Below are 17670 nucleotides of genomic sequence, written 5' to 3'. Positions count from 1 at the left end.
GTTTCCGATGGCACATGACGGCGGCCTGAGCCGCGAACTGACCGCGCTGCGGCGGGGCTGGGGGCTGGAGACCGAGGGCCTCCGGGGCCGCGTCGGCCCGCTGCTGTCCGCCTGGTGCGAGCTGCACCGCACGAAGAACGACCGGGAGGCGCGGCGCGTCCTGCGCGACGCGGTCGAGGCCGCGATCAAGGACTTCCCCGAGGGCGACCAGCTGGCGGTCCGGTTCGCGCTGTGCATCGAGCCGGGCGCGCAGCACCCGCAGCTGAGCGACCGCGTCGAGGTCCTGAGGGGACGCCTGCGCGTCGCCGAGCGCACGGCCCGGCGGCGCATCGACCGCGCCTTCGCCCGGCTGGCCGCCGAGATCGAGGCGGAGACGCAGTGCGACCCGGCCGAGCCGGACCCGGACAAGGGCTGGTTCGTCCGGCGGCTCAAGGCCGTCGTCCAGCTGGACAAGCCGGTGCCGACGCTGGTCGAGGAACGCCTGATCGTCGCGACCCGCGACGGCCTGAGCCGGATTTCCGCGCAGTTCACCGTGCCCCGCACCGAAGACGTCCGCGACGCCGAGCGCCACGTCGCCGCCGGCGTCCAGTACGGCGTCCGCATGGGCGAGCCGATCCGCGAGGGCCAGCGGCACTTCCGCTGGCTCCTCGATCTGCCGCGCCCGCTTGACAAGGGCGAGCAGCACTCGTACGCCCTGGAGTTCCAGGTCGACGACGGCCTGCCGATCCGCTCGTCGTACGCGTTCATCCCCCTGGTGACGTGCGAGTCGTGCTCGGTCCGCGTCCGCTTCCACCCGGACCGCCTGCCACGCGTGGTCTGGCGGCTGGACAAGGTCCCGCAGTCGGTCCTGTCCGACCCACCCCAACCGGGCGCGGCCCTGCCCCTCGACGGAACGTTCGAGGTGAAGCAGGACTTCGTAGCCCCCCAGCTCGGCTACGCCTACGGCATCCGCTGGCTGCCGCACCCGTAACAGGGTGCTCGCTTACGGCAACGGTTCTGCACGCGATCGGCCCGTCATGGAAACAGGCATCGGCCCGCGCCGGCCGATGCATCGGTGGTGGCCGCGGGCGTGTGGTCTCCGCAGGCGCCGATCGGTCAGGCGGTACCGTCCGGCTGCCCGACTGACGGCAACGGTTTCTGCACCCACAAAGCGACCACGTTCCAGGTGCGCAATGTCCGCCCGGACGACGCCGAAGACCTTCGGCCAGATCTGGTTCACCGATGCCGCATACGGTTCCCCGGCACCCACCTCGTCGGACTTCCTGTTTCCGACCACCAGCACACCGGCAGGTGGTTGATCGGCACTGCGGAATCCGGGGCGAAACCCTTGCCCGGCAACGACCTCAGGTCACCTCGGCCGCGGCGACGGCTTGTCCCGCAGTTCCTCGGCGAAGATGGCGTCGACGCGTGAGCCGGCGCGCAGCAGGACTCGCGCCGCCGCGCGGATGCCGTAGCCCAGGGCGAACAGCAGCAGCAGGCCCAGGCCGATGGCCGCGGAGTTCGCCACGAGCGCCTCCCGGTACTGGTGCGCGAGGTAGCCGAGGCCGGCTCCCGCGATCAGGGCGTCGAGCAGGGCCAGCTGGAGCGCTCGCGACGGCACGGCCTGGAGTGCAATGGCCATCGGGTCACCCTCCGCCGGGGCCGTTCAGCGGCAACGTCCTTGCAACTTAGACGAGCGTGCCCCCGTCCGGCAGCCACGACAACCTGTTTGGCCTACCGGATCAGCCCGGATGGCCGCTGTGATAACTTGAACCGAACTGGGTCTTCTTTGCAACAGCAAATCCCCGTGCCGTCACGCGCACCGGGGCCGGGGGCGGTAGCTCAGTTGGTTAGAGCAGGGGACTCATAATCCCTTGGCCGCGGGTTCGAGCCCCGCCCGCCCCACGAGGTGGGTCTTGCTGTTCGCAAGCCCCTTCGGGACTTACTCCCGGTGCCCGCGGTATCTACCCGGGGGGCGACCCCCGGACCCCCGGTGCGCAAACGCGTGTCACCTAAGGCGGCGCTGACTGTCCACAATGGACCTTTAGGCGGCGACTAGTTCTTCGGCGGCGTAGCGGCGGGCCATTGTTGCGCAGATGATCAGCTGTAGCTGGTGGAACAGCATTAGGGGGAGCACGATCAGGCCTACCTGGGCGTGCCCGAACAGCACTGTTGCCATCGGGAGGCCGCTGGCCAGGCTCTTCTTCGAGCCGCAGAACACTATGGTGATCCGGTCGGCGCGCGCGAAACCGAGCAGCTTCGCGCCCCAGCCGGTCGCCCACAGCACCGCCGCGAGCATCACGACGCACACCGCCGCCAGCACCAGCAGGTGACCGACGTCGAGCCGGTGCCAGATGCCCTCGGTCATGCCCGCGCTGAACGCCGTGTAGACCACCAGCAGGATCGACCCGCGGTCGAACAGCTTGAGCGGCGCGGAGTTCCGGGTGATCCAGTCGCCGATCCAGCGCCGCGCCAGCTGACCCGCGACGAACGGCGCGAGCAGCTGCAGCACGATCCCGAGCACGGCCGAGCCGTCGACACCGGCGCCGTCACCGGACAGCAACAGCGCCACCAGGACCGGCGTCAGCACGATCCCGGCCAGGTTGGACAGCGACGCGCTGCAGATCGCGGCCGCGACGTTGCCCCGCGCGATCGACGTGAACGCGATCGACGACTGCACCGTCGAGGGCAGCACGGACAGGAACAGCACCCCGGCGGCGAGCTGCCCGGGCAGCACCGACGACGGCAGCAGCGTCACGGCCAGGCCGAGCAGCGGGAACAACACGAACGTCGAGGCGAGCACGACCGAGTGCAGCCGCCAGTGCCGCAGCCCCTCGAGAGCCTCCTGCGTGGACAGCCGGGCGCCGTAGAGGAAGAACAGCAGCCCGACGGCGACCGTCGTGGCGGTGCCGAACCCGCTGGCCACGGCCCCCGAAGCGGGCAGCAGCGTGGCGACGCCGACGGTGGCGAGGATGGCGACGATGAACGGGTCGAGACGCAAGCGGGACATGGATCTCCTTCCACGGCCATTCTCGAACGCCCCGCGCTCATAGTGAACCCCGATGACCGGACTGACTGTCATCGCGAATCGCGATAAAGTGACCCGATGCTGGACCCGCGGCTGTGCCGTTCCTTCCTCGCCGTCGCCGAGACGCGCAGCTTCACCGCGGCCGCGCGCCGGCTCGGCGTCGGCCAGCCGACCGTCAGCCAGCACGTCCGGCGGCTGGAGCGCGACGCCGGGGGGACGCTGTTCGCCCGCGACACCCACACCGTCGAGCTCACCGCGCGCGGGCAGGCGATGGTGGGGTTCGCGCAGACCATCGTGGACACCGAAGAGCGCGCGCAGCGGCACTTCCGCGGGGCCGGGCTGCGCGGCCGCGTCCGCTTCGGGGTGTCCGAGGACTTCGCGCTGGGCGAGCTGCCGGAGATCCTGCACCGGCTGCGCCGCAGTCACCCGCTGGTCGACGTCGAGCTGACCGTCGAGCTGTCGGACGTCCTGGCGCAGCGGCTGCGGGCCGGGCAGCTGGACCTCGTCCTCGGCAAGCGCCGCCCGGGCGCGCACCACGGCCGGCTGCTGTGGCGGGAACCGCTGGTGTGGATCGGTTCGGCGGCCACCGCGCTGGAGCCGGGGGAGCCGGTGCCGCTGGTGCAGTACCCGATGCCGTCGATCACCCGGCAGCTCGCGGTGGAGTGCCTCGAGCGCGCCGGCCTGGAGTGGCGGGCCGCCTGCCAGACCTCGAGCCTGACCGGCCTGCGGGCCGCGGCGGCGGCCGGGCTCGGCGTCACGCTGCACGCGCGCAGCCTCGTCCCGGCCGACCTCGTCGAGCTCGACGGCCTGCCCGAGCCCGGCGACATCGAGTTCATGCTGCTGGCCCGCGAGTCGATGGAGGAGCCCGCGGCGGCCCTGGCGGAGTTCGTCCTGGACCGCGTGGGACGCTGACTACTCTTCGTCACCGGTCAGCAGGCGCCGGAGCCGGGCCAGCGCGCGGTGCTGCGCGACGCGGACCGCGCCCGGCGTCGAGCCGACCACGCCGGCCGTCTCCTCCGCCGACAGGCCGACGACCACCCGCAGCACGACGATCTCGCGCTGCTTCTCCGGCAGGATCTCCATCAGCCGCGTGAGCCGCTCGTTGAGCTCGAACTGGAGCGCCCGCTGCTCCGGCCCGGCGGTCTCGGCGACGCCGTCGGGGACGTCGGCCACCGGGTCGGTGCGGTTGCGGGCCGCGGCGCGGTGCGCGTCGGCGACCTTGTGCTGGGCGATGCCGTAGACGAAGGCGAGGAACGGGCGGCCCTGGTCGCGGTAGGACGGCAGCGCGGTCAGCACCGCGAGGCAGACCTCCTGGGCGACGTCGTCGGCCGAGGCGAAGGTCCGCTCGTTGCGCCCGACGCGGGCCCGGCAGTAGCGCACCACCAGCGGCCGGATCGTCGCGAGCAGCCGGGCGATCGCGGCGTCGTCGCCGGCGATCGCGTCGGCGACCGGCTCGTCGTGCCGTCGCCAGTGGGACGGGAACTCGGCGGCCGGTTGCGCCGCGGCTATCTCCCGGACCAGCGCCCGGCCGCGGACCCGCAGCAGCGTGCCCTCCACGTCGAGGCCGACGCGCAGCGAGTCGTGCAGCGCGGCGTTCGACTCCCGCAGCTGCTCGGTGATCGCGCGATCCCCGTACTCGGTTGCCGGCATTTCAGCTCACCTTCCCCTGTCCCGCTGATCTTCGGGTGGTGCGGCCCGGTGACGCCGGAGGCGTTCCCGTACGTGGCGGAGGTTCGAGCGCACGGTCGCCGGGGCGACCCGGAGCGCCTTCGCGATCTGCGCGGGGGTGAACCCGTCGAGCGACCACGCGAGGACCAGCCGCTGCTGGCCGGGGAGCGTCGCGAGCAGCTCGATGAGGTCGCCGTGCGGCTCCACCAGCGCGGACAGCTTTTCGTCGTCCCGAGGGTCGGCGATCGGGGCCCAGTCCACGCGCGCCTCGGGGTCCGGCGTGCCGATCAGCCGCCCGGCGACGCGGCGCACCCAGGCCCGCGGTTCCTCGATGGCCGGCCACTCCTCGAGCGCGTGCAGCATCGCCTCGGCGGCCACGTCACGCGCGGTTTCGACCTCGAACCCGGCCTTGCACAGGAACGCCACGAGTGGCGGGAAGTCGGCGCGGAAGAACGCGTCGAACTCGTCTCGACCGCACACGGCCGTCTCACCACCCCTCGCCTCCACAGGGACAGGTGCGGTGAGGTGACCGCTACGTGTAACGATTCGATCACGACTACACGGTAGGAGTAATGCGGTGCGCCATCCGGGTCACGGAAAGTGACGGGTTAGCCCGGCGATCTTGGGTACCCGGCCGGGATGAGTCACGGAGACCGAAACCACGGGCGCCCCGGCTCCAGCCGAAGACGCACCCGCGAACGGTGACTTCCGGTCACCGGCCGGCGACCGCGCGTCCCGGTGCGCGGCCGTCGCGGCCGAGCCGGAAGTCGTTGCCGTCGCGGGAAACCGGCGTCGGTGATGGGGCCCGGGCGCGGGGGTGCAAGGGGACGCGCCGGGGCCGGTGCCGTCGATCGGGTGACGTGATCGACATCGAGATCCCCGGAAGAAAGGCGTACTCTCACGTGTTGCAGTCTTGGTTGCCCGGAGGGTGAGCCGGGGACCGACGCCAAAACCCCCTTGACCCACGCGGATACGCTTGCGCGCCCGCGGCGGTCAAGTCGGTTGACGCGCCATGACAATGGGAAACAAGAGAGCTAGGGAGGTGAACGAAGGAAATGGAAGCCACGATGACGGGCTGGGCGGAACTCGCGGCCTGCAAGGACGAGGACCCGGAACTGTTCTTCCCGATCTCCGAGGTCGGTCCGGGCGCCCGGCAGACGTCCCACGCGAAGGCGGTGTGCGGTCGCTGCCCGGTACGCGCCGAGTGCCTCGGCTACGCGCTGGACAACGGCCTGGACCACGGCGTCTTCGGCGGGTACACCGCAGTCGAACGCCGGCAGCTGGTGCGCACGGCGCCCCAGCGGGACCGAGTGGCCTGACCGCCGCCCGGTGACCTCTTCCCGGCGGCCTGAAAGCAAACACCGAATCCGGAGAAACGAATACCGGATGTGCGTGCGCCCGGGTGGGTGATTCCCGCGGGAATCACCCACCCGGGCATTTCTTTTGCCTGGTGTGGGTGACGCATTGTCGGCGCCCCATTCACGGCGTTTCCGGCCTCACCGCGGGATCCGCGATCGTGCCCTGCGCGGGCACTCCGGGAGACCCGGCACACTTCCGCGCGACCCGAGCCGTGACTCGCGTGACGGAAGCCGGGTCGCGCGAGTCCCGTCCCGAGCACGCGAGCCATGGGCCCGGACACGCGGGATCCGCGTTCGTGCTCTCCCAGCGGGCTTACTCCGGAGTCGGGAAGCCCTCCGCGGGCCAGGTTTCCGGCAGGCCCCACGGCGCCGGCGAGGAGGCCTCGAAGGCCGCCATCGCCGCGACCAGGCCGCGTTCGACGGTCAGCAGCGTCACGCCGAACCAGCGGTAGCCGTCTTCGCCGGGGCGGCGCAGGTACGTCGCCACCGCGGGCTGGCGGTTGGCGTGGATCGGTAGCATCCGGAACCGGCCGACGCACGTCGGCGCGGCCGGGTCCAGGCTGAGCGAGAGGGCCCGGACGATCGCGTCGCGCGAGCCGAACCACAGCGTGTACGGCGGCATGATCGCCTGCGCGTCCTCGTGCAGCAGCCGCGCCACGGCGTTCGGGTCACCCTGCTCGTACGCCGCGACGAACCGCTTGAGCAGCGCGGCCTCCTCGGCCGTCGGATCACCCGCGGACCACTCGGCCCGGCGAGCGGGCAGCCGCTCGCGCAGCGTCGTCCGGGCCCGCTGGAGCGCGCTGTTCGCCGACGCGACGGTCGTTTCCAGCACCGACGCCGTCTCCTTCGCCGGCCAGCCGAGCACGTCCCGCAGCATGAGCACCGCCCGCTGCCGCGGCGGCAGGTACTGCACGGCGGCGAGGAACGCCAGCTCGATGGTCTCGCGCTCGACGACCAGGTCGTCGAGCAGCCGGTCCGGGTACGGCTCCAGCCACGGCAGGTCGGCCGACGCGAGGGGCCCGTCCGGTTCCCCGGACGGGCCCAGCTGGTCGGGCAGCACCCGCCGCGGACGGCGGGCGAGCGTGTCGAGGCACGCGTTCGTCGCGATCCGGTAGAGCCAGGTGCGCACGCTCGCGCGGCCTTCGAACCCGTCGCGGCTCTTCCACGCCCGCAGGAACGTCTCCTGCGTGAGGTCCTCGGCGTCGCTCAGCGAACCGAGCATCCGGTAGCAGTGCACCTGGATCTCCCGGCGGTGGCGCTCGACGACGCTTTCGAAGTCCACCCGGGCAAGCTAGCGCACCGCGGGCTCCTCGTCCGCCAGCCGCTCCAGGCCGCTCTGCGTCTTGAGCGGCAGGTGCTTGAGGAACGCCACCGCGACGACCACCAGCAGCGCGATCGGCGCCGCGATCAGGAACAGGTCGCTGGTCGCCGTGCCGTACGCCTCGCGGATCACTCTCGCCACCGGCTCGGGCAGCGTCGCCAGGTTCGGCACCGTCTCCGAGCTGCCGCCGCCCGGCAGCGGGCCGAGGCCCGCCGTGATCAGCGTCGTCACGCGGTCGGCGAGCACCGCGCCGAGCGCGCTCACCCCGATCGAGCCGCCGAGGCTGCGGAAGAACGACAGCGTGGACGTCGCCGCGCCGAGGTCGTGCGCCGGGACGTCGTTCTGGGCAACGAGCACCAGGTTCTGCATCAGCATGCCGACGCCGACGCCGAGCACCACCATGAACAGGCTCAGCATGAGCACGCTCGTGTGCGCGTCGATCGTGCCGAGCAGCCCGAGCCCGGCCGCCAGCAGGATGGCGCCGAGGACCAGGTGCGCCTTCCACTTGCCCGTCCGGCTGATCAGCTGGCCCGACACGGTCGAGGAGACGAGCAGGCCGAAGATCATCGGCAGGCTCATCAGCCCGGCCACCGTCGGCGACTTGCCCAGCGCCAGCTGGAAGTACTGCGACAGGAACACCGTGCCGCCGAACATCGCGACGCCGACCAGGAAGCTGGCCACCGTGGTCAGCGTGATCGTGCGGTTGCGGAACAGGCCCAGCGGCAGGATCGGCTCGCGCACCTTCGCCTCGACCAGCACGGCCAGCGCCAGCACGACCAGGCCGGTGGTCACCAGCACGGCGGTCTGCCAGGAGCCCCAGGCGAACTGGTGCCCGGCCAGCGACGACCAGACCAGCAGCGTCGAAACCCCGGCCATGATGAGGAACGCGCCCAGGTAGTCGACCTTCACGTCCCGGCGCACCGTCGGCAGCTTCAACGTCCGCTGCAGCAGCAGGATCGCGGCGACGGCGAACGGCACGCCGAGGAAGAAGCACCAGCGCCAGCCGAGCCACGACGTGTCGACCAGGACGCCGCCGATCAGCGGGCCGGCGACGGTGCCGACGGCGAACACGCCGCCGAAGATCCCGGAGAACTTGCCCAGCTCACGCGGCGACACGATGGCGGCCATGATCACCTGGGCGAGCGCGGTGAGCCCGCCGCCGCCGATGCCCTGCGCGACCCGGCTGGCGATCAGCACCTCGATGTTGCCGGCGAACCCGGCCACGAGCGAGCCGACCACGAACAGCGCCAGCGAAACCTGGATCAGCAGCTTCTTGTTGTAGAGGTCGGAAAGCTTGCCCCACAACGGGACCGTCGCCGTCATCGCCAGCAGCTCGGTGGTGACCACCCAGGTGTAGGACGACTGCGAGCCGCCCAGCTCGCTGACGATCCGCGGCAGCGCGTTGGCCACCACGGTCGAGGCCAGGATGGCGACGAAGATGCCCATCATCAGCCCGGACATGGCTTCGAGCACCTGCCGGCGGCTCATCGGGCCGGCCGTCGTCGTCTGCGGTGGGTCGGCGGTCGTGGACATGGGTGTCCCCCCCTGGGTGTCGGATCCGGACCGGGTCAGCGGGTCCGTGGCGGGTCGGGCAGGCCGGCGGCGACGCTCGCCACGGCCTCGTCGAAGAGCTCGGTGACCGTGGTGTCCTTGCCGTCCAGCTCACGCCACCGCAGCAGCGCGGCGCTCATCGCGCCACCGACCACGGCCAGCAGCAGCGACGGGAACAGGTCACCCTGCTCGCACCCGGCGCGCCGGGCGATCGCCGCGGTCAACGGCTCGGCCTGCTGGGCGTTCATGGTCACCGCGCGGTGGAACAGGGCCGGGTTCTTCTTGATCGCGGTCATCCGGGCCAGCCACTCCCGCGGGTTTTCCCCGACGTCGGCGACCTCTTCGCGCATGACGGCGACCAGTGCGTCCATTGTGGACAGCTCGGCCGGCTGGGCGAGGAACCGCTCGACGGCGCGCTCGGTGCGTTCGAGGTGGTCCGGGAAGGCGATCACCACCGCGTCCTCTTTGGACGCGAAGTAGTTGAAGAACGTGCGGACCGAGACGCCGGCCGCGGCCGCGATGTCCTCCACCGTGACGGCGTCGAGGCCGCGCTCGGCGACGAGTTCGACGGCGGCGACGGCCAGCGCGCGGTGCGTTTCGTACTTCTTGCGCTCACGCAGGCCGGGAGGTGGGGGCACGTCACTACGGTAGCGGAACTTGCACGTCATGCAAAGTTGCATCTCGTGCACCGACCTGCCTTCGCGGGTGGTGGTCCCGGCTGGGAGACTGCCCGGGTGAGCGGAACGGTGCTGGTGCTCGGTGGACGCAGCGAGATCGGGCTGGCCGTGGCGAAACGCCTGGTCAACGGGGACACGCGGCGGTTCGTGCTGGCCGCGCGGCCGGGCGCCGACCTGGCCGCGGAGGTCGCCGCGCTGCGTGAAGCGGGTGCCGAAACCGTCGAAACGGCCGAGTTCGACGCCGACGACCTCGCCGCACACGGCGCATTCCTGGAGAAGGTCGCGGCCGGCCACGGGCCCCTGGACGTCGTCGTGCTCGCCTTCGGCATCCTCGGCGACCAGGAGCGTGCGGAGGCCGACGCCGCCCACGCCGCCGCGATCGTCCACACCGACTACGTCGCCCAGGTCGGCGTCTTGACCCACGCGGCGAACCTGCTGCGCGCGCAGGGGCACGGCCGTCTCGTCGTGTTCTCCTCGGTGGCGGGGGTGCGGGTGCGCCGCGCGAACTACGTCTACGGCTCGGCGAAGGCCGGCCTCGACGGTTTCGCCAGCGGCCTCGCCGACGCGCTGCACGGCTCCGGCGTCCACCTGCTGCTGGTGCGCCCGGGCTTCGTGATCGGGCGGATGACCGAGGGCATGTCCCCGGCGCCGTTCTCGAGCACGCCGGATCAGGTCGCGGACGCGACGGTCGCCGCGCTGCGCCGTGGGCGCGGGGTCGTCTGGGTGCCGGGAGTACTCCGTCCGGTCTTCTTCGGAATGCGCTTGCTGCCCCGCGCGATCTGGCGCAGGATGCCGCGTTGACCCGGTAACCGGGACGTGTGTGGCAGGCGCCACAGCACTTTCCCGTGCCCGCTCCGGCACGGTGCGTCGCGAAATCGGCCGATGGGCTCGTTCTCGCTCGGCCGATCGGGCAGCGTCACAAGCTTTCAACAAGTTTCTCAGGTAATTCCCAGCTAGCGCGGTGATCCTCGAAGACAGGGGCTCATCGAGGGAAGCAGGGGAAACTGTCGTGCTGTGGTCGTCCCGGGGGAGCCGCGTCGGCGGCCGCGTGGTGCTCGGCGTCGTGTCGACGCTGGTGCTCGCCGCGACCGGGTACGCGTGGTCGCAGCTGAGCAAGCTGGACGAGGGCATCGTCACGGCCAACGTCATCCCGCCCGCCGCCCAGATCGACGCCGAAGACACCCCGCCCGGCGAACCGCTCAAGGTCGCCCAGAACATCCTGCTCGCCGGGATCGACGCGCGGACCGACGCGTACGGCAACCCGTTGCCGCAGAACGTTCTCGACGCCCTGCACGCGGGCAGCAGCGACGACGGCGGCGACACCACGGACACGATCATCGTGGTGCACATCCCGGCCGGCGGCGCCGCGGCGACCGCGATCTCGATCCCGCGCGACTCCTATGTGGACATCGCGGGCGGCTACGGCAAGCACAAGATCAACTCGGCGTACAGCCGCGGCAAGAACGCCTCGATGTCCGGTCTGCGGGCTCAGGGGCTGTCCGGCGCGCAGCTGGAGGTGGCGGCGAACGAGGCCGGCGCGAAGACCACCATCCAGACCGTCGAGAAGTTCACCGGCCTGACGATCAACCACTACGCGTCGATCAACCTCGCCGGGTTCGACGCGCTGTCGCAGGCCGTCGGCGGCGTCGAGGTCTGCCTCAAGGCGCCGGTGCACGACACCTACTCCGGCGCGGACTTCCCGGCCGGGCCGCAGACGCTGTCCGGCGCCCAGGCGCTCGCGTTCGTCCGGCAGCGCCACGGCCTGCTCAACGGCGACCTCGACCGCATCGCGCGGCAGCAGGCGTTCCTGTCCGGGATGGCGAAGAACATCCTCAGCGCGGGCACGTTCACCGACCCGGCGAAGCTGAACGCGCTGGTCAGCGCGGTGCAGGGCGCGGTGGTGCTGGACCGCGGCTGGGACGTGCTGAGCTTCGCGCAGCAGCTGCGGGGGATGACGTCGGGCGCGATCGGGTTCGCCACGATCCCGGTGCAGAGCCTCTCGCTGGCGACGCCGTCCGACGGCGACGCGGTGAAGGTCGACCCGGGCCAGGTCCAGCAGTTCGTGCGCACGGCGATCAGCACCCCGTCGGTGCAGGCGTCGGGTGACGCGGCGGCCGGTGTCCGCCCGGTCGCCGCGACCGGGACGACGACACCCACGCCGGGCGCTCTGGCCTCCACGCAGAAGCAGCCGGCGACCTCGACGGCCGCCGGCTGCGTGAACTGAGCGTCTTTACACGAATGCGGACTGCCCGGTGATCGCCTTGCCGACGATCAGCGTGTTCATCTCGCGCGTGCCTTCGAACGAGTAGATCGCCTCCGCGTCGGCGAAGAACCGCGCGACGTCGTAGCCGAGGACGATCCCGTTGCCGCCGAAGATCTCCCGGCTCCAGGCGACGACCTCGCGCATCCGGGACGTCACGAACGCCTTGGCCAGCGACGAGTGCTCGTCCTTGAAGATCCCGGCGTCCTGCAGGCGGGCGAGCTGCACGAGCATGCCCCACGACGCGGTGATGTTGCCGAGGCTCTTCACGAGCAGGTCCTGCACCAGCTGGAAGCGGGCGATCGGCCGGCCGAACTGCTGCCGCTCCTGGGCGTAGGCGAGCGCGGCTTCGTAGGCGCCGATGGCCACGCCGAGCGCCTGCCAGGCGACACCGCCGCGGGTGGCGCGCAGGATCTCCGCGACGTCGCGGAAGCCGTTGATGCCCTGCAGGCGGTTGGCCTCCGGCACCCGGACGTCGGTCAGGGTGATCTCGGCGTTCTCGACGATCCGGAACGCGATCTTGCCCTCGATCTTCTCCGGCACGAATCCCGGCATGTCCTTCTCGACGACGAAACCCTTGACGTGGTTGTCGTCGACGTCCCGCGCCCAGACGACGATGTAGTCCGCGAAGGTCGCGTTGCCGATCCACTTCTTGGCGCCGTTGAGGATCCAGCTGTCGCCGTCACGCTTGGCGGTGGTGCGCATGCCGCCCGCGACGTCTGAACCGCCGAGCGGCTCGGTCATCGCGAACGCGCCGATCTTGTCCATCGCGGCCATCTCCGGGAGCCAGCGGTCACGCTGCTCCTGGCTTCCTCCGCTGTAGATCGAGTACATCGCGAGTCCGTTGTGGACACCGAAGAACGTCGCGACCGAAGCGTCGGTGCGGCTCATCTCCATCGCCATCATGCCGGTGAGCAGGTGGCTGACCGCGGGCTTGTGCTCGCCGTAACCCTCGTAGGGCAGGCCCGCGAGCCCGCTCTCGCGGAACATCCCGATCAGTTCCTTCGGGAAGGTGCCCTTCTCCCAGTTCTCGTTCACCAGCGGCTTCACGTCGTTCCGCATGAACTCGCGGGCCTGGACGAGCAGCTTGCGCTCGTCGTCCGGGAGCAGCGCTTCGAAGTCGTAGAAGTCGGCGGTCAACTTGTCCTTGAGCGGTTCCATGTCAGTTCTCCTCCACTGCGTGCAGAACGGCGAGCTGCTTGCGGTCGCGCGTCTCGGCGAGTTCCGAGTACGTGGAGGAGCCGTAAGCCTTTTCGACGGCTTCGATCAGCCGTTCCTGCTCTTCGGGGCTCTGGCTGGGGTTGCCCAGCCCGGCCCACATCTTCTTCATGGACTTGCCGATGTGCTCGGCCATGTGCCGGTACCCGCCGGGACCGCCACCGAGGTGCGAGCCGAGGAACGGCCCGACGGTGGCCCAGCGGATGCCCAGCGAGTTCGTGATCACCTTGTCGAGGTCTTCTGGCGTCACGACACCCTGCTCGACGAGGTAGATCGCCTCGCGGCTCAGCGCGTTCTGCAGCCGGTTGCCGACGAACCCGGGGATCTCCTTGCGCTCCACGACCGGCGTCCGGCCGAGGGAGGTGTAGAAGGCGACGGCGGTTTCGACGCTTTGCTCGCTGGTGCGCTCGCCGGGGACGACCTCGACCAGCGGGATCAGGTGCGGCGGGTTGAACGGGTGTCCGATGAGGACCCTGCTTGCGTCGATCTCGCCGGTGAACGCGGTCGACGGGATCGCGCTCGACGAACTCAGCAGCAGGGCGTGCTGGGGGGCTTCCGCGACGAGCTGCTTGAAGAGGTCCTTTTTGAACTCGACGTTCTCGGGACCGTTCTCCTGCACGACATCCGCGTCCTTCACGGCTTCGGTGACGTCGGCGGCGACGTGCACCCGGCTCGCCAGCTCGCCGGCGGTCGTGCCGAGGTGCGGGGCGAACGTCTCGAGCGCGTCGGTGATGGCCTCGGCGAGGTCGGGTCGCGGGTCGGTGACCCGGACGGTCAGGCCGTGGTGGGCGAACAGCGCCGTCCAGGACAGGCCGATGGTGCCGGCGCCGATGACTGCTGCGTTCTTCATGACTGGGTCTCCTTCAAGTAGTCGAAGACCGGCTTGACCGGAGCGAGCGTCAGGTCGGTGAGGATGTGGCTGGCCGACACGACCTCCAGCACGGGCAGGTCGGCCAGCGGCGCCAGGACGTGCTGGAACAGCTGCAGCCGCGCGGGGCCGGTGTAGGCCTCCTTGACCACGACGTCGGTGATCTCGGTGCGGACCAGCTCCTGCACCCGCGGGGTGCCGTCGTAGTCCGGGATGGTCTTGAACATGAACGTCGGGACCGTGATCTGCTTCTCGGCCTCGCGGACGTCCAGCTCGTGGTGCTTGTAGCCCATGGTCGCGGTCGCCACCCGGAGCGTCCCGTAGTCCAGCGTGCCCACCAGGACGCCGTTGTCGACATACAGACTCGGGCTGCCGACCGTCTTCGGGTACGCGCTGACCTCGCGCCCGGACGCCGTGGCCGGGAAGTTGTCGAGGTACATCGCGTGCAGGTACTCGCCGCGTTCGCCGTCGAAGGTGACCTCGATCGCCTGGCCGGACTCGGTGTACGGGCCGTAGCCGGAGACGTCGCCCATCTTCATGACCTCGAAGCGCACCAACGGTTCTTCGACCTGGAGCGGCTCCGGCACGACGGCGCGCAGGGCGTCGGCGTCGGTGCGGTAGACGATGTTCAGGTACTCGCGGTTGGTGAACCTCGGGACCACGGGCGCGAACGCCGGGGCGGTCAGAGGCGTCGTCACGTGCTGGCGGACTTCGTCGATCTTCATGTCACTCACCGGTCCACTTCGGACTGCGGCGCTCGGCGAAGGCGGTCATGCCCTCGCGGACGTCGTGGGACTGCATCAGTTTCTGGATTTCTTCGCGCTGTACGGCTGCGGGATCCGCGGCACGCACGATCTTCTTGACGGCGGCCAGCGCCAGGGGCGCGTTCTCCGCCAGCTTCTCGGCCAGCTGCAGCGCGACGGCGGCGGCGTCGCCACTCGGCGTCACGCGGTTGACCAGGCCCAGCTCACCCGCGCGGCGGCCGGTGACCGGCTCGCCGGTGAGCAGGAACTCCATCGCGAGGTGGTGCGGGATCCGCTTCGGCAGCCGGATGACGCCACCGCCGGCGGCGATCAGGCCGCGCTTCACTTCCGGAAGGCCGAACTTGGCGTCTTCGGCGGCGACGATCAGGTCGCAGCCCAGGGCCAGTTCGAACCCGCCGCCCATGGCGAACCCCTCGACGGCGGCGATCAGCGGCTTGGCCAGCTCGGCTTCGGTCAGGCCGCCGAACCCGCGTCCCGGGATCTCCGGCGACTCGCCCTTGAGCGCGGCCTTGAGGTCCATCCCGGCGCTGAAGGTGTTGTCGGCGCCGGTCAGGACGCCCGCCCGCAGCGTCGGGTCGGCTTCCAGCTCGTCCAGCGCGGCGGCCAGCTGCGTCGCGACGGCGGCGTTGACCGCGTTGCGGGCCTGCGGCCGGTCGATCGTGATCAGCAGGGTGCTGCCGATCCGCTCAGTACGTACTTCGCTCATGGTGCTGCTTCTTTCTCAGAGTTCCGCGAGGACTTCGGCGGTGTCCTGGCCGGCCAGCGGGGCCAGGCGGCGGATCGAGCCGGGCGTCGCGGAGAACTTGACCGGGATGCCGACGGTGCGGATGGTGCCCTCGCTCGGGTGCTCGACGGTGTCGAGCAGGTGGCCTTCGCGGACGTAGCCGTCCTCGTGCGCCCGGTCCAGTTCGAGCACCGGCGCCATCGGGATGCTGTGCTTCGCGCAGACCTCCGCCCACTCGCCGGTGGTCAGCGCCGGGGCGCACGCGGCGATCTGCTCGGTGAGCCACTCGTTGTCGGTGCGGTCGATGGCCTCGCCGTTGACCCGTGGGTCGGCGGCCAGCTCCGGGCGTCCCGCCGCGGCGAAGAAGTCGCGGAAGTTCTTGGGGTTGTAGGGGATGACGCAGGCGAGGCCGTCCTTGGTGTGGACGGCGGCGTGGCCCTTCGTCATCGACAGCCCGAAACCGGTGGGGCCTTCGGCGGGCTCGTAGGTGTGCCCGGCGAGGTGCTCGACCAGGTTGAACGCGAGCAGCGTGTCCGTCATCGGGATCTCGATCTGCTGGCCCTCACCGGTCTTGTCGCGGTGGATCAGCGCGGCGAGCACGCTGTAGGCGATGGTCAGCGACGACACCTTGTCGCCGATGATCGTCGGCAGGTAGACCGGCCGGCCGAGCGCGCGGTTGGCCACGTCGACGAGGCCGGAGGAGGCCTGCACGGTCTCGTCGTAGGCGGCGTTGCCGGCCTGGTCGGAGTCGCTGCGGAAGCCCTGCGCGTGGGCGTAGACCAGGCGCGGGTTGCGCGCGGCGACGTCGGCGTAGTTCAGGCCGAGCCGGGCCAGCGCGCCGGGGCGCATGTTGGTGATCAGCACGTCGGCCGTGTCGATCAGCTTGAGGGCCTGCTCGCGCTCGGCCTCGTCCTTGAGGTTGAGGGCCACGCTGCGCTTGTTGCGGTTGACGTTGAGGTTCAGCGGGGTCATGCCCGGCGTGGTGCGGTACTGGCCGACCCGCACGGTGTCCGCGGGGGACTCGATCTTGATCACGTCGGCGCCGAGGTCGCCCATGATCTGGGCCGCGTACGGGCCCATCACCACGGTCGAGAGGTCGATCACACGCACGCCGTCCAGCGGGCCGGCGGTGATGTTCGTCATCGTTCGTCCTTTCGCGCCTTGCTGTTTCGCTCTACTTACGAACGTAGGCGCGGGCGGCGCGAAAGGGAATGATCATGATGCGCACAATGGTATGACTGCGGTGGTCATACCATTGTTCACGTGATGATCGGCTCCGCGAAGATGTCTTTCGCGGCTTCGACGAGCCCTTCGAGATCGCGGTCCCGTCGCCACAGCAGGCCCGTGTCCAGCTGTGGCTGGAAGTCGCTGAACGGCAGCACGATCACGTTGTCCAGGCGGTAGCCGTGCATCGGGCTCCGGTCGTCGAGCATGGAAATCGAGAAGGCCTCGCCGCTGGAAATGATTTCGGACGTCCCGCCGTAGCCGGTGTTGGTCAGCCGGATACGTTTCTTGATGCCCAGCTCGGTCAATTGATGGTCGAGCTGGTCGAAGTACGCGGGCGTGATTTCCCCAGGTGAGGCCACGTACGGGAATTCGGCCAGCTCGGCCAGGGCGACGGAGTCCCGTCCGGCGAACAGGTCGGCCGGCACGACCGCGCCGAGCCGTTCCGACATCACGGGCAGCTGCTCCAGCGCCGGATCGGTGACCGGCAGCCGGGCGAGGGTGAGCGCGAGCTTCCCGTCGTGCACGCCCTGGACGAGGTCGGCGGTGGTGCCGGGCCAGCGCTTGAGCTCGTAGCGCGCCTTGACCCGCTCGGCCAGGGCGTTGACCCGCTCCCGCAGGTCGGGGTGCACGCCGGCGGGCATGCCGAGGAAGACGGTGCTGCGCTGCGGCCGCATCGCTTCTTCGAGCTTCCAGGGGATGGTGCTCACCTGCTCGAGCACGTCCCGCGCGAGCGGCAGCAACGCGCTCCCGGCGCCGGTGAGCGTGACGTGGTGGGTGCTGCGGTCGAACAGCTGCTGCCCGAGCTCGTGCTCGAGGTCCTTGATCCGCTGGCTCAACGGCGACGCGGCCATGTGCAGCTTCCGGGCCGCCGCCGAGAAGTTCAGCTCCTCGGCGACCGCGACGAAGTAGCGCAGGTGCAGCATCTCCATCCCCAGACCCTAACGACCCACCGTGTCGCCCTCCCGATCACGTGTCGACCCCCAATCACACGTGTCGTCCCTTCAATCACGCGTGATGTCCCTCCAGT

Annotated in this window: 18 protein-coding genes and 1 tRNA gene; 6 read left to right on the top strand and 13 right to left on the bottom strand. The window is 70.5% G+C overall.

Annotated elements, in window-relative coordinates; translation table 11 throughout:
- The first annotated feature begins 7 nt into the window (after positions 1–7).
- On the top strand, positions 8–970 hold the full coding sequence (locus tag VA596_RS29910) for a hypothetical protein (RefSeq protein WP_323331515.1): 963 nt from the start codon (positions 8–10) through the stop codon (positions 968–970).
- 378 nt (positions 971–1348) lie between these two features.
- Here VA596_RS29910 and VA596_RS29905 read toward each other — a convergent pair whose 3' ends face one another.
- A complete protein-coding gene (locus VA596_RS29905) occupies positions 1349–1621 on the bottom strand; it encodes a hypothetical protein (RefSeq protein ID WP_323331514.1) in 273 nt (90 codons plus the stop codon).
- Positions 1622–1810: 189 nt separating this feature from the next.
- On the opposite strand from VA596_RS29905, the gene VA596_RS29900 reads away from it, so the two are divergent.
- Positions 1811–1884, top strand: a tRNA-Ile gene (locus VA596_RS29900).
- Positions 1885–2023: 139 nt separating this feature from the next.
- On the opposite strand, the gene VA596_RS29895 is transcribed toward VA596_RS29900, so the two are convergent.
- Positions 2024–2989: a bile acid:sodium symporter family protein gene (locus VA596_RS29895; RefSeq protein WP_323331513.1), complete on the bottom strand. Its 966-nt coding sequence runs from the start codon at positions 2987–2989 to the stop codon at positions 2024–2026.
- Positions 2990–3085: 96 nt separating this feature from the next.
- On the opposite strand from VA596_RS29895, the gene VA596_RS29890 reads away from it, so the two are divergent.
- Positions 3086–3919 (top strand): LysR family transcriptional regulator, encoded by an 834-nt coding sequence (locus VA596_RS29890; protein WP_323331512.1) that lies wholly within the window; start codon positions 3086–3088, stop codon positions 3917–3919.
- Here VA596_RS29890 and shbA read toward each other — a convergent pair whose 3' ends face one another.
- Both shbA and VA596_RS29880 read right to left on the bottom strand, forming a co-directional pair.
- On the bottom strand, positions 3920–4516 hold the full coding sequence (shbA, locus tag VA596_RS29885; protein ID WP_323331645.1) for an RNA polymerase sigma factor ShbA: 597 nt from the start codon (positions 4514–4516) through the stop codon (positions 3920–3922).
- A 147-nt stretch (positions 4517–4663) separates the two neighbouring features.
- On the bottom strand, positions 4664–5155 hold the full coding sequence (locus VA596_RS29880; protein ID WP_323331511.1) for an RNA polymerase sigma factor: 492 nt from the start codon (positions 5153–5155) through the stop codon (positions 4664–4666).
- 575 nt (positions 5156–5730) lie between these two features.
- Between VA596_RS29880 and VA596_RS29875 the strand changes: the two genes are divergently transcribed.
- Positions 5731–5994, top strand: a complete 264-nt coding sequence (locus tag VA596_RS29875; protein WP_323331510.1) for a WhiB family transcriptional regulator — start codon at positions 5731–5733, stop codon at positions 5992–5994.
- A 352-nt stretch (positions 5995–6346) separates the two neighbouring features.
- On the opposite strand, the gene VA596_RS29870 is transcribed toward VA596_RS29875, so the two are convergent.
- From VA596_RS29870 to VA596_RS29860, 3 genes are read right to left on the bottom strand one after another with little or no spacing between them, the layout of a single operon-like run.
- Positions 6347–7315 (bottom strand): RNA polymerase subunit sigma-70, encoded by a 969-nt coding sequence (locus VA596_RS29870; RefSeq protein ID WP_323331509.1) that lies wholly within the window; start codon positions 7313–7315, stop codon positions 6347–6349.
- A 9-nt stretch (positions 7316–7324) separates the two neighbouring features.
- Entirely contained in the window at positions 7325–8887 is a 1563-nt protein-coding gene (locus VA596_RS29865) for an MDR family MFS transporter (protein ID WP_323331508.1), read from the bottom strand.
- A 35-nt stretch (positions 8888–8922) separates the two neighbouring features.
- Complete coding sequence (locus tag VA596_RS29860) at positions 8923–9543, bottom strand: TetR/AcrR family transcriptional regulator (protein ID WP_323331507.1); 621 nt, start codon at positions 9541–9543, stop codon at positions 8923–8925.
- Between the two features lie 96 nt (positions 9544–9639).
- Here VA596_RS29860 and VA596_RS29855 point away from each other — a divergent pair, with 96 nt between their 5' ends.
- Both VA596_RS29855 and VA596_RS29850 read left to right on the top strand, forming a co-directional pair.
- On the top strand, positions 9640–10383 hold the full coding sequence (locus VA596_RS29855) for an SDR family NAD(P)-dependent oxidoreductase (protein WP_323331506.1): 744 nt from the start codon (positions 9640–9642) through the stop codon (positions 10381–10383).
- Positions 10384–10591: 208 nt separating this feature from the next.
- Complete coding sequence (locus VA596_RS29850; RefSeq protein ID WP_323331505.1) at positions 10592–11806, top strand: LCP family protein; 1215 nt, start codon at positions 10592–10594, stop codon at positions 11804–11806.
- A 6-nt stretch (positions 11807–11812) separates the two neighbouring features.
- Here the strand turns inward: VA596_RS29850 and VA596_RS29845 are convergent, their stop codons facing one another.
- The 6 genes from VA596_RS29845 to VA596_RS29820 all read right to left on the bottom strand — a co-directional run bounded on the left by VA596_RS29845 (position 11813) and on the right by VA596_RS29820 (position 17572).
- Positions 11813–13003 carry an acyl-CoA dehydrogenase family protein gene (locus VA596_RS29845; RefSeq protein WP_323331504.1) on the bottom strand — a complete coding sequence of 397 codons (1191 nt, stop codon included), beginning with the start codon at positions 13001–13003 and terminating at the stop codon, positions 11813–11815.
- A gap of 1 nt (position 13004) precedes the next feature.
- Entirely contained in the window at positions 13005–13910 is a 906-nt protein-coding gene (locus tag VA596_RS29840; protein ID WP_323331503.1) for a 3-hydroxyacyl-CoA dehydrogenase NAD-binding domain-containing protein, read from the bottom strand.
- The gene (locus VA596_RS29835; protein ID WP_323331502.1) at positions 13907–14653 is read right to left on the bottom strand and encodes an acetoacetate decarboxylase; all 747 of its coding nucleotides are present in this window, start codon (positions 14651–14653) and stop codon (positions 13907–13909) included. Before VA596_RS29835 ends, VA596_RS29840 begins: the two co-directional genes overlap by 4 nt.
- A gap of 1 nt (position 14654) precedes the next feature.
- On the bottom strand, positions 14655–15398 hold the full coding sequence (locus tag VA596_RS29830; protein WP_323331501.1) for a crotonase/enoyl-CoA hydratase family protein: 744 nt from the start codon (positions 15396–15398) through the stop codon (positions 14655–14657).
- A 15-nt stretch (positions 15399–15413) separates the two neighbouring features.
- Positions 15414–16559 (bottom strand): CaiB/BaiF CoA transferase family protein, encoded by a 1146-nt coding sequence (locus tag VA596_RS29825; protein WP_323331500.1) that lies wholly within the window; start codon positions 16557–16559, stop codon positions 15414–15416.
- Between the two features lie 116 nt (positions 16560–16675).
- Positions 16676–17572, bottom strand: a complete 897-nt coding sequence (locus tag VA596_RS29820) for a LysR family transcriptional regulator (protein ID WP_323331499.1) — start codon at positions 17570–17572, stop codon at positions 16676–16678.
- Between the last annotated feature and the right edge of the window lie 98 nt (positions 17573–17670).

This window comes from Amycolatopsis heterodermiae (assembly GCF_034929455.1).
Classification (GTDB): Bacteria; Actinomycetota; Actinomycetes; order Mycobacteriales; family Pseudonocardiaceae; genus Amycolatopsis; species Amycolatopsis heterodermiae.
Note: the sequence above shows the minus strand (reverse complement) of the source record. Positions and strands in the feature narration are given on the sequence as shown.

What these genes read in the sequence shown, in the direction of transcription:
- VA596_RS29830 (WP_323331501.1), bottom strand. Translation starts at nt 15,398, where the DNA reads ATGAGCGAAGTACGTACTGAGCGGATCGGCAGCACCCTGCTGATCACG.
- VA596_RS29890 (WP_323331512.1), top strand. Translation starts at nt 3,086, where the DNA reads ATGCTGGACCCGCGGCTGTGCCGTTCCTTCCTCGCCGTCGCCGAGACG.
- VA596_RS29895 (WP_323331513.1), bottom strand. Translation starts at nt 2,989, where the DNA reads ATGTCCCGCTTGCGTCTCGACCCGTTCATCGTCGCCATCCTCGCCACC.
- VA596_RS29820 (WP_323331499.1), bottom strand. Translation starts at nt 17,572, where the DNA reads ATGGAGATGCTGCACCTGCGCTACTTCGTCGCGGTCGCCGAGGAGCTG.
- VA596_RS29865 (WP_323331508.1), bottom strand. Translation starts at nt 8,887, where the DNA reads ATGTCCACGACCGCCGACCCACCGCAGACGACGACGGCCGGCCCGATG.
- VA596_RS29875 (WP_323331510.1), top strand. Translation starts at nt 5,731, where the DNA reads ATGGAAGCCACGATGACGGGCTGGGCGGAACTCGCGGCCTGCAAGGAC.
- VA596_RS29840 (WP_323331503.1), bottom strand. Translation starts at nt 13,910, where the DNA reads ATGAAGAACGCAGCAGTCATCGGCGCCGGCACCATCGGCCTGTCCTGG.
- VA596_RS29835 (WP_323331502.1), bottom strand. Translation starts at nt 14,653, where the DNA reads ATGAAGATCGACGAAGTCCGCCAGCACGTGACGACGCCTCTGACCGCC.
- VA596_RS29845 (WP_323331504.1), bottom strand. Translation starts at nt 13,003, where the DNA reads ATGGAACCGCTCAAGGACAAGTTGACCGCCGACTTCTACGACTTCGAA.
- VA596_RS29825 (WP_323331500.1), bottom strand. Translation starts at nt 16,559, where the DNA reads ATGACGAACATCACCGCCGGCCCGCTGGACGGCGTGCGTGTGATCGAC.
- VA596_RS29905 (WP_323331514.1), bottom strand. Translation starts at nt 1,621, where the DNA reads ATGGCCATTGCACTCCAGGCCGTGCCGTCGCGAGCGCTCCAGCTGGCC.
- VA596_RS29910 (WP_323331515.1), top strand. Translation starts at nt 8, where the DNA reads ATGGCACATGACGGCGGCCTGAGCCGCGAACTGACCGCGCTGCGGCGG.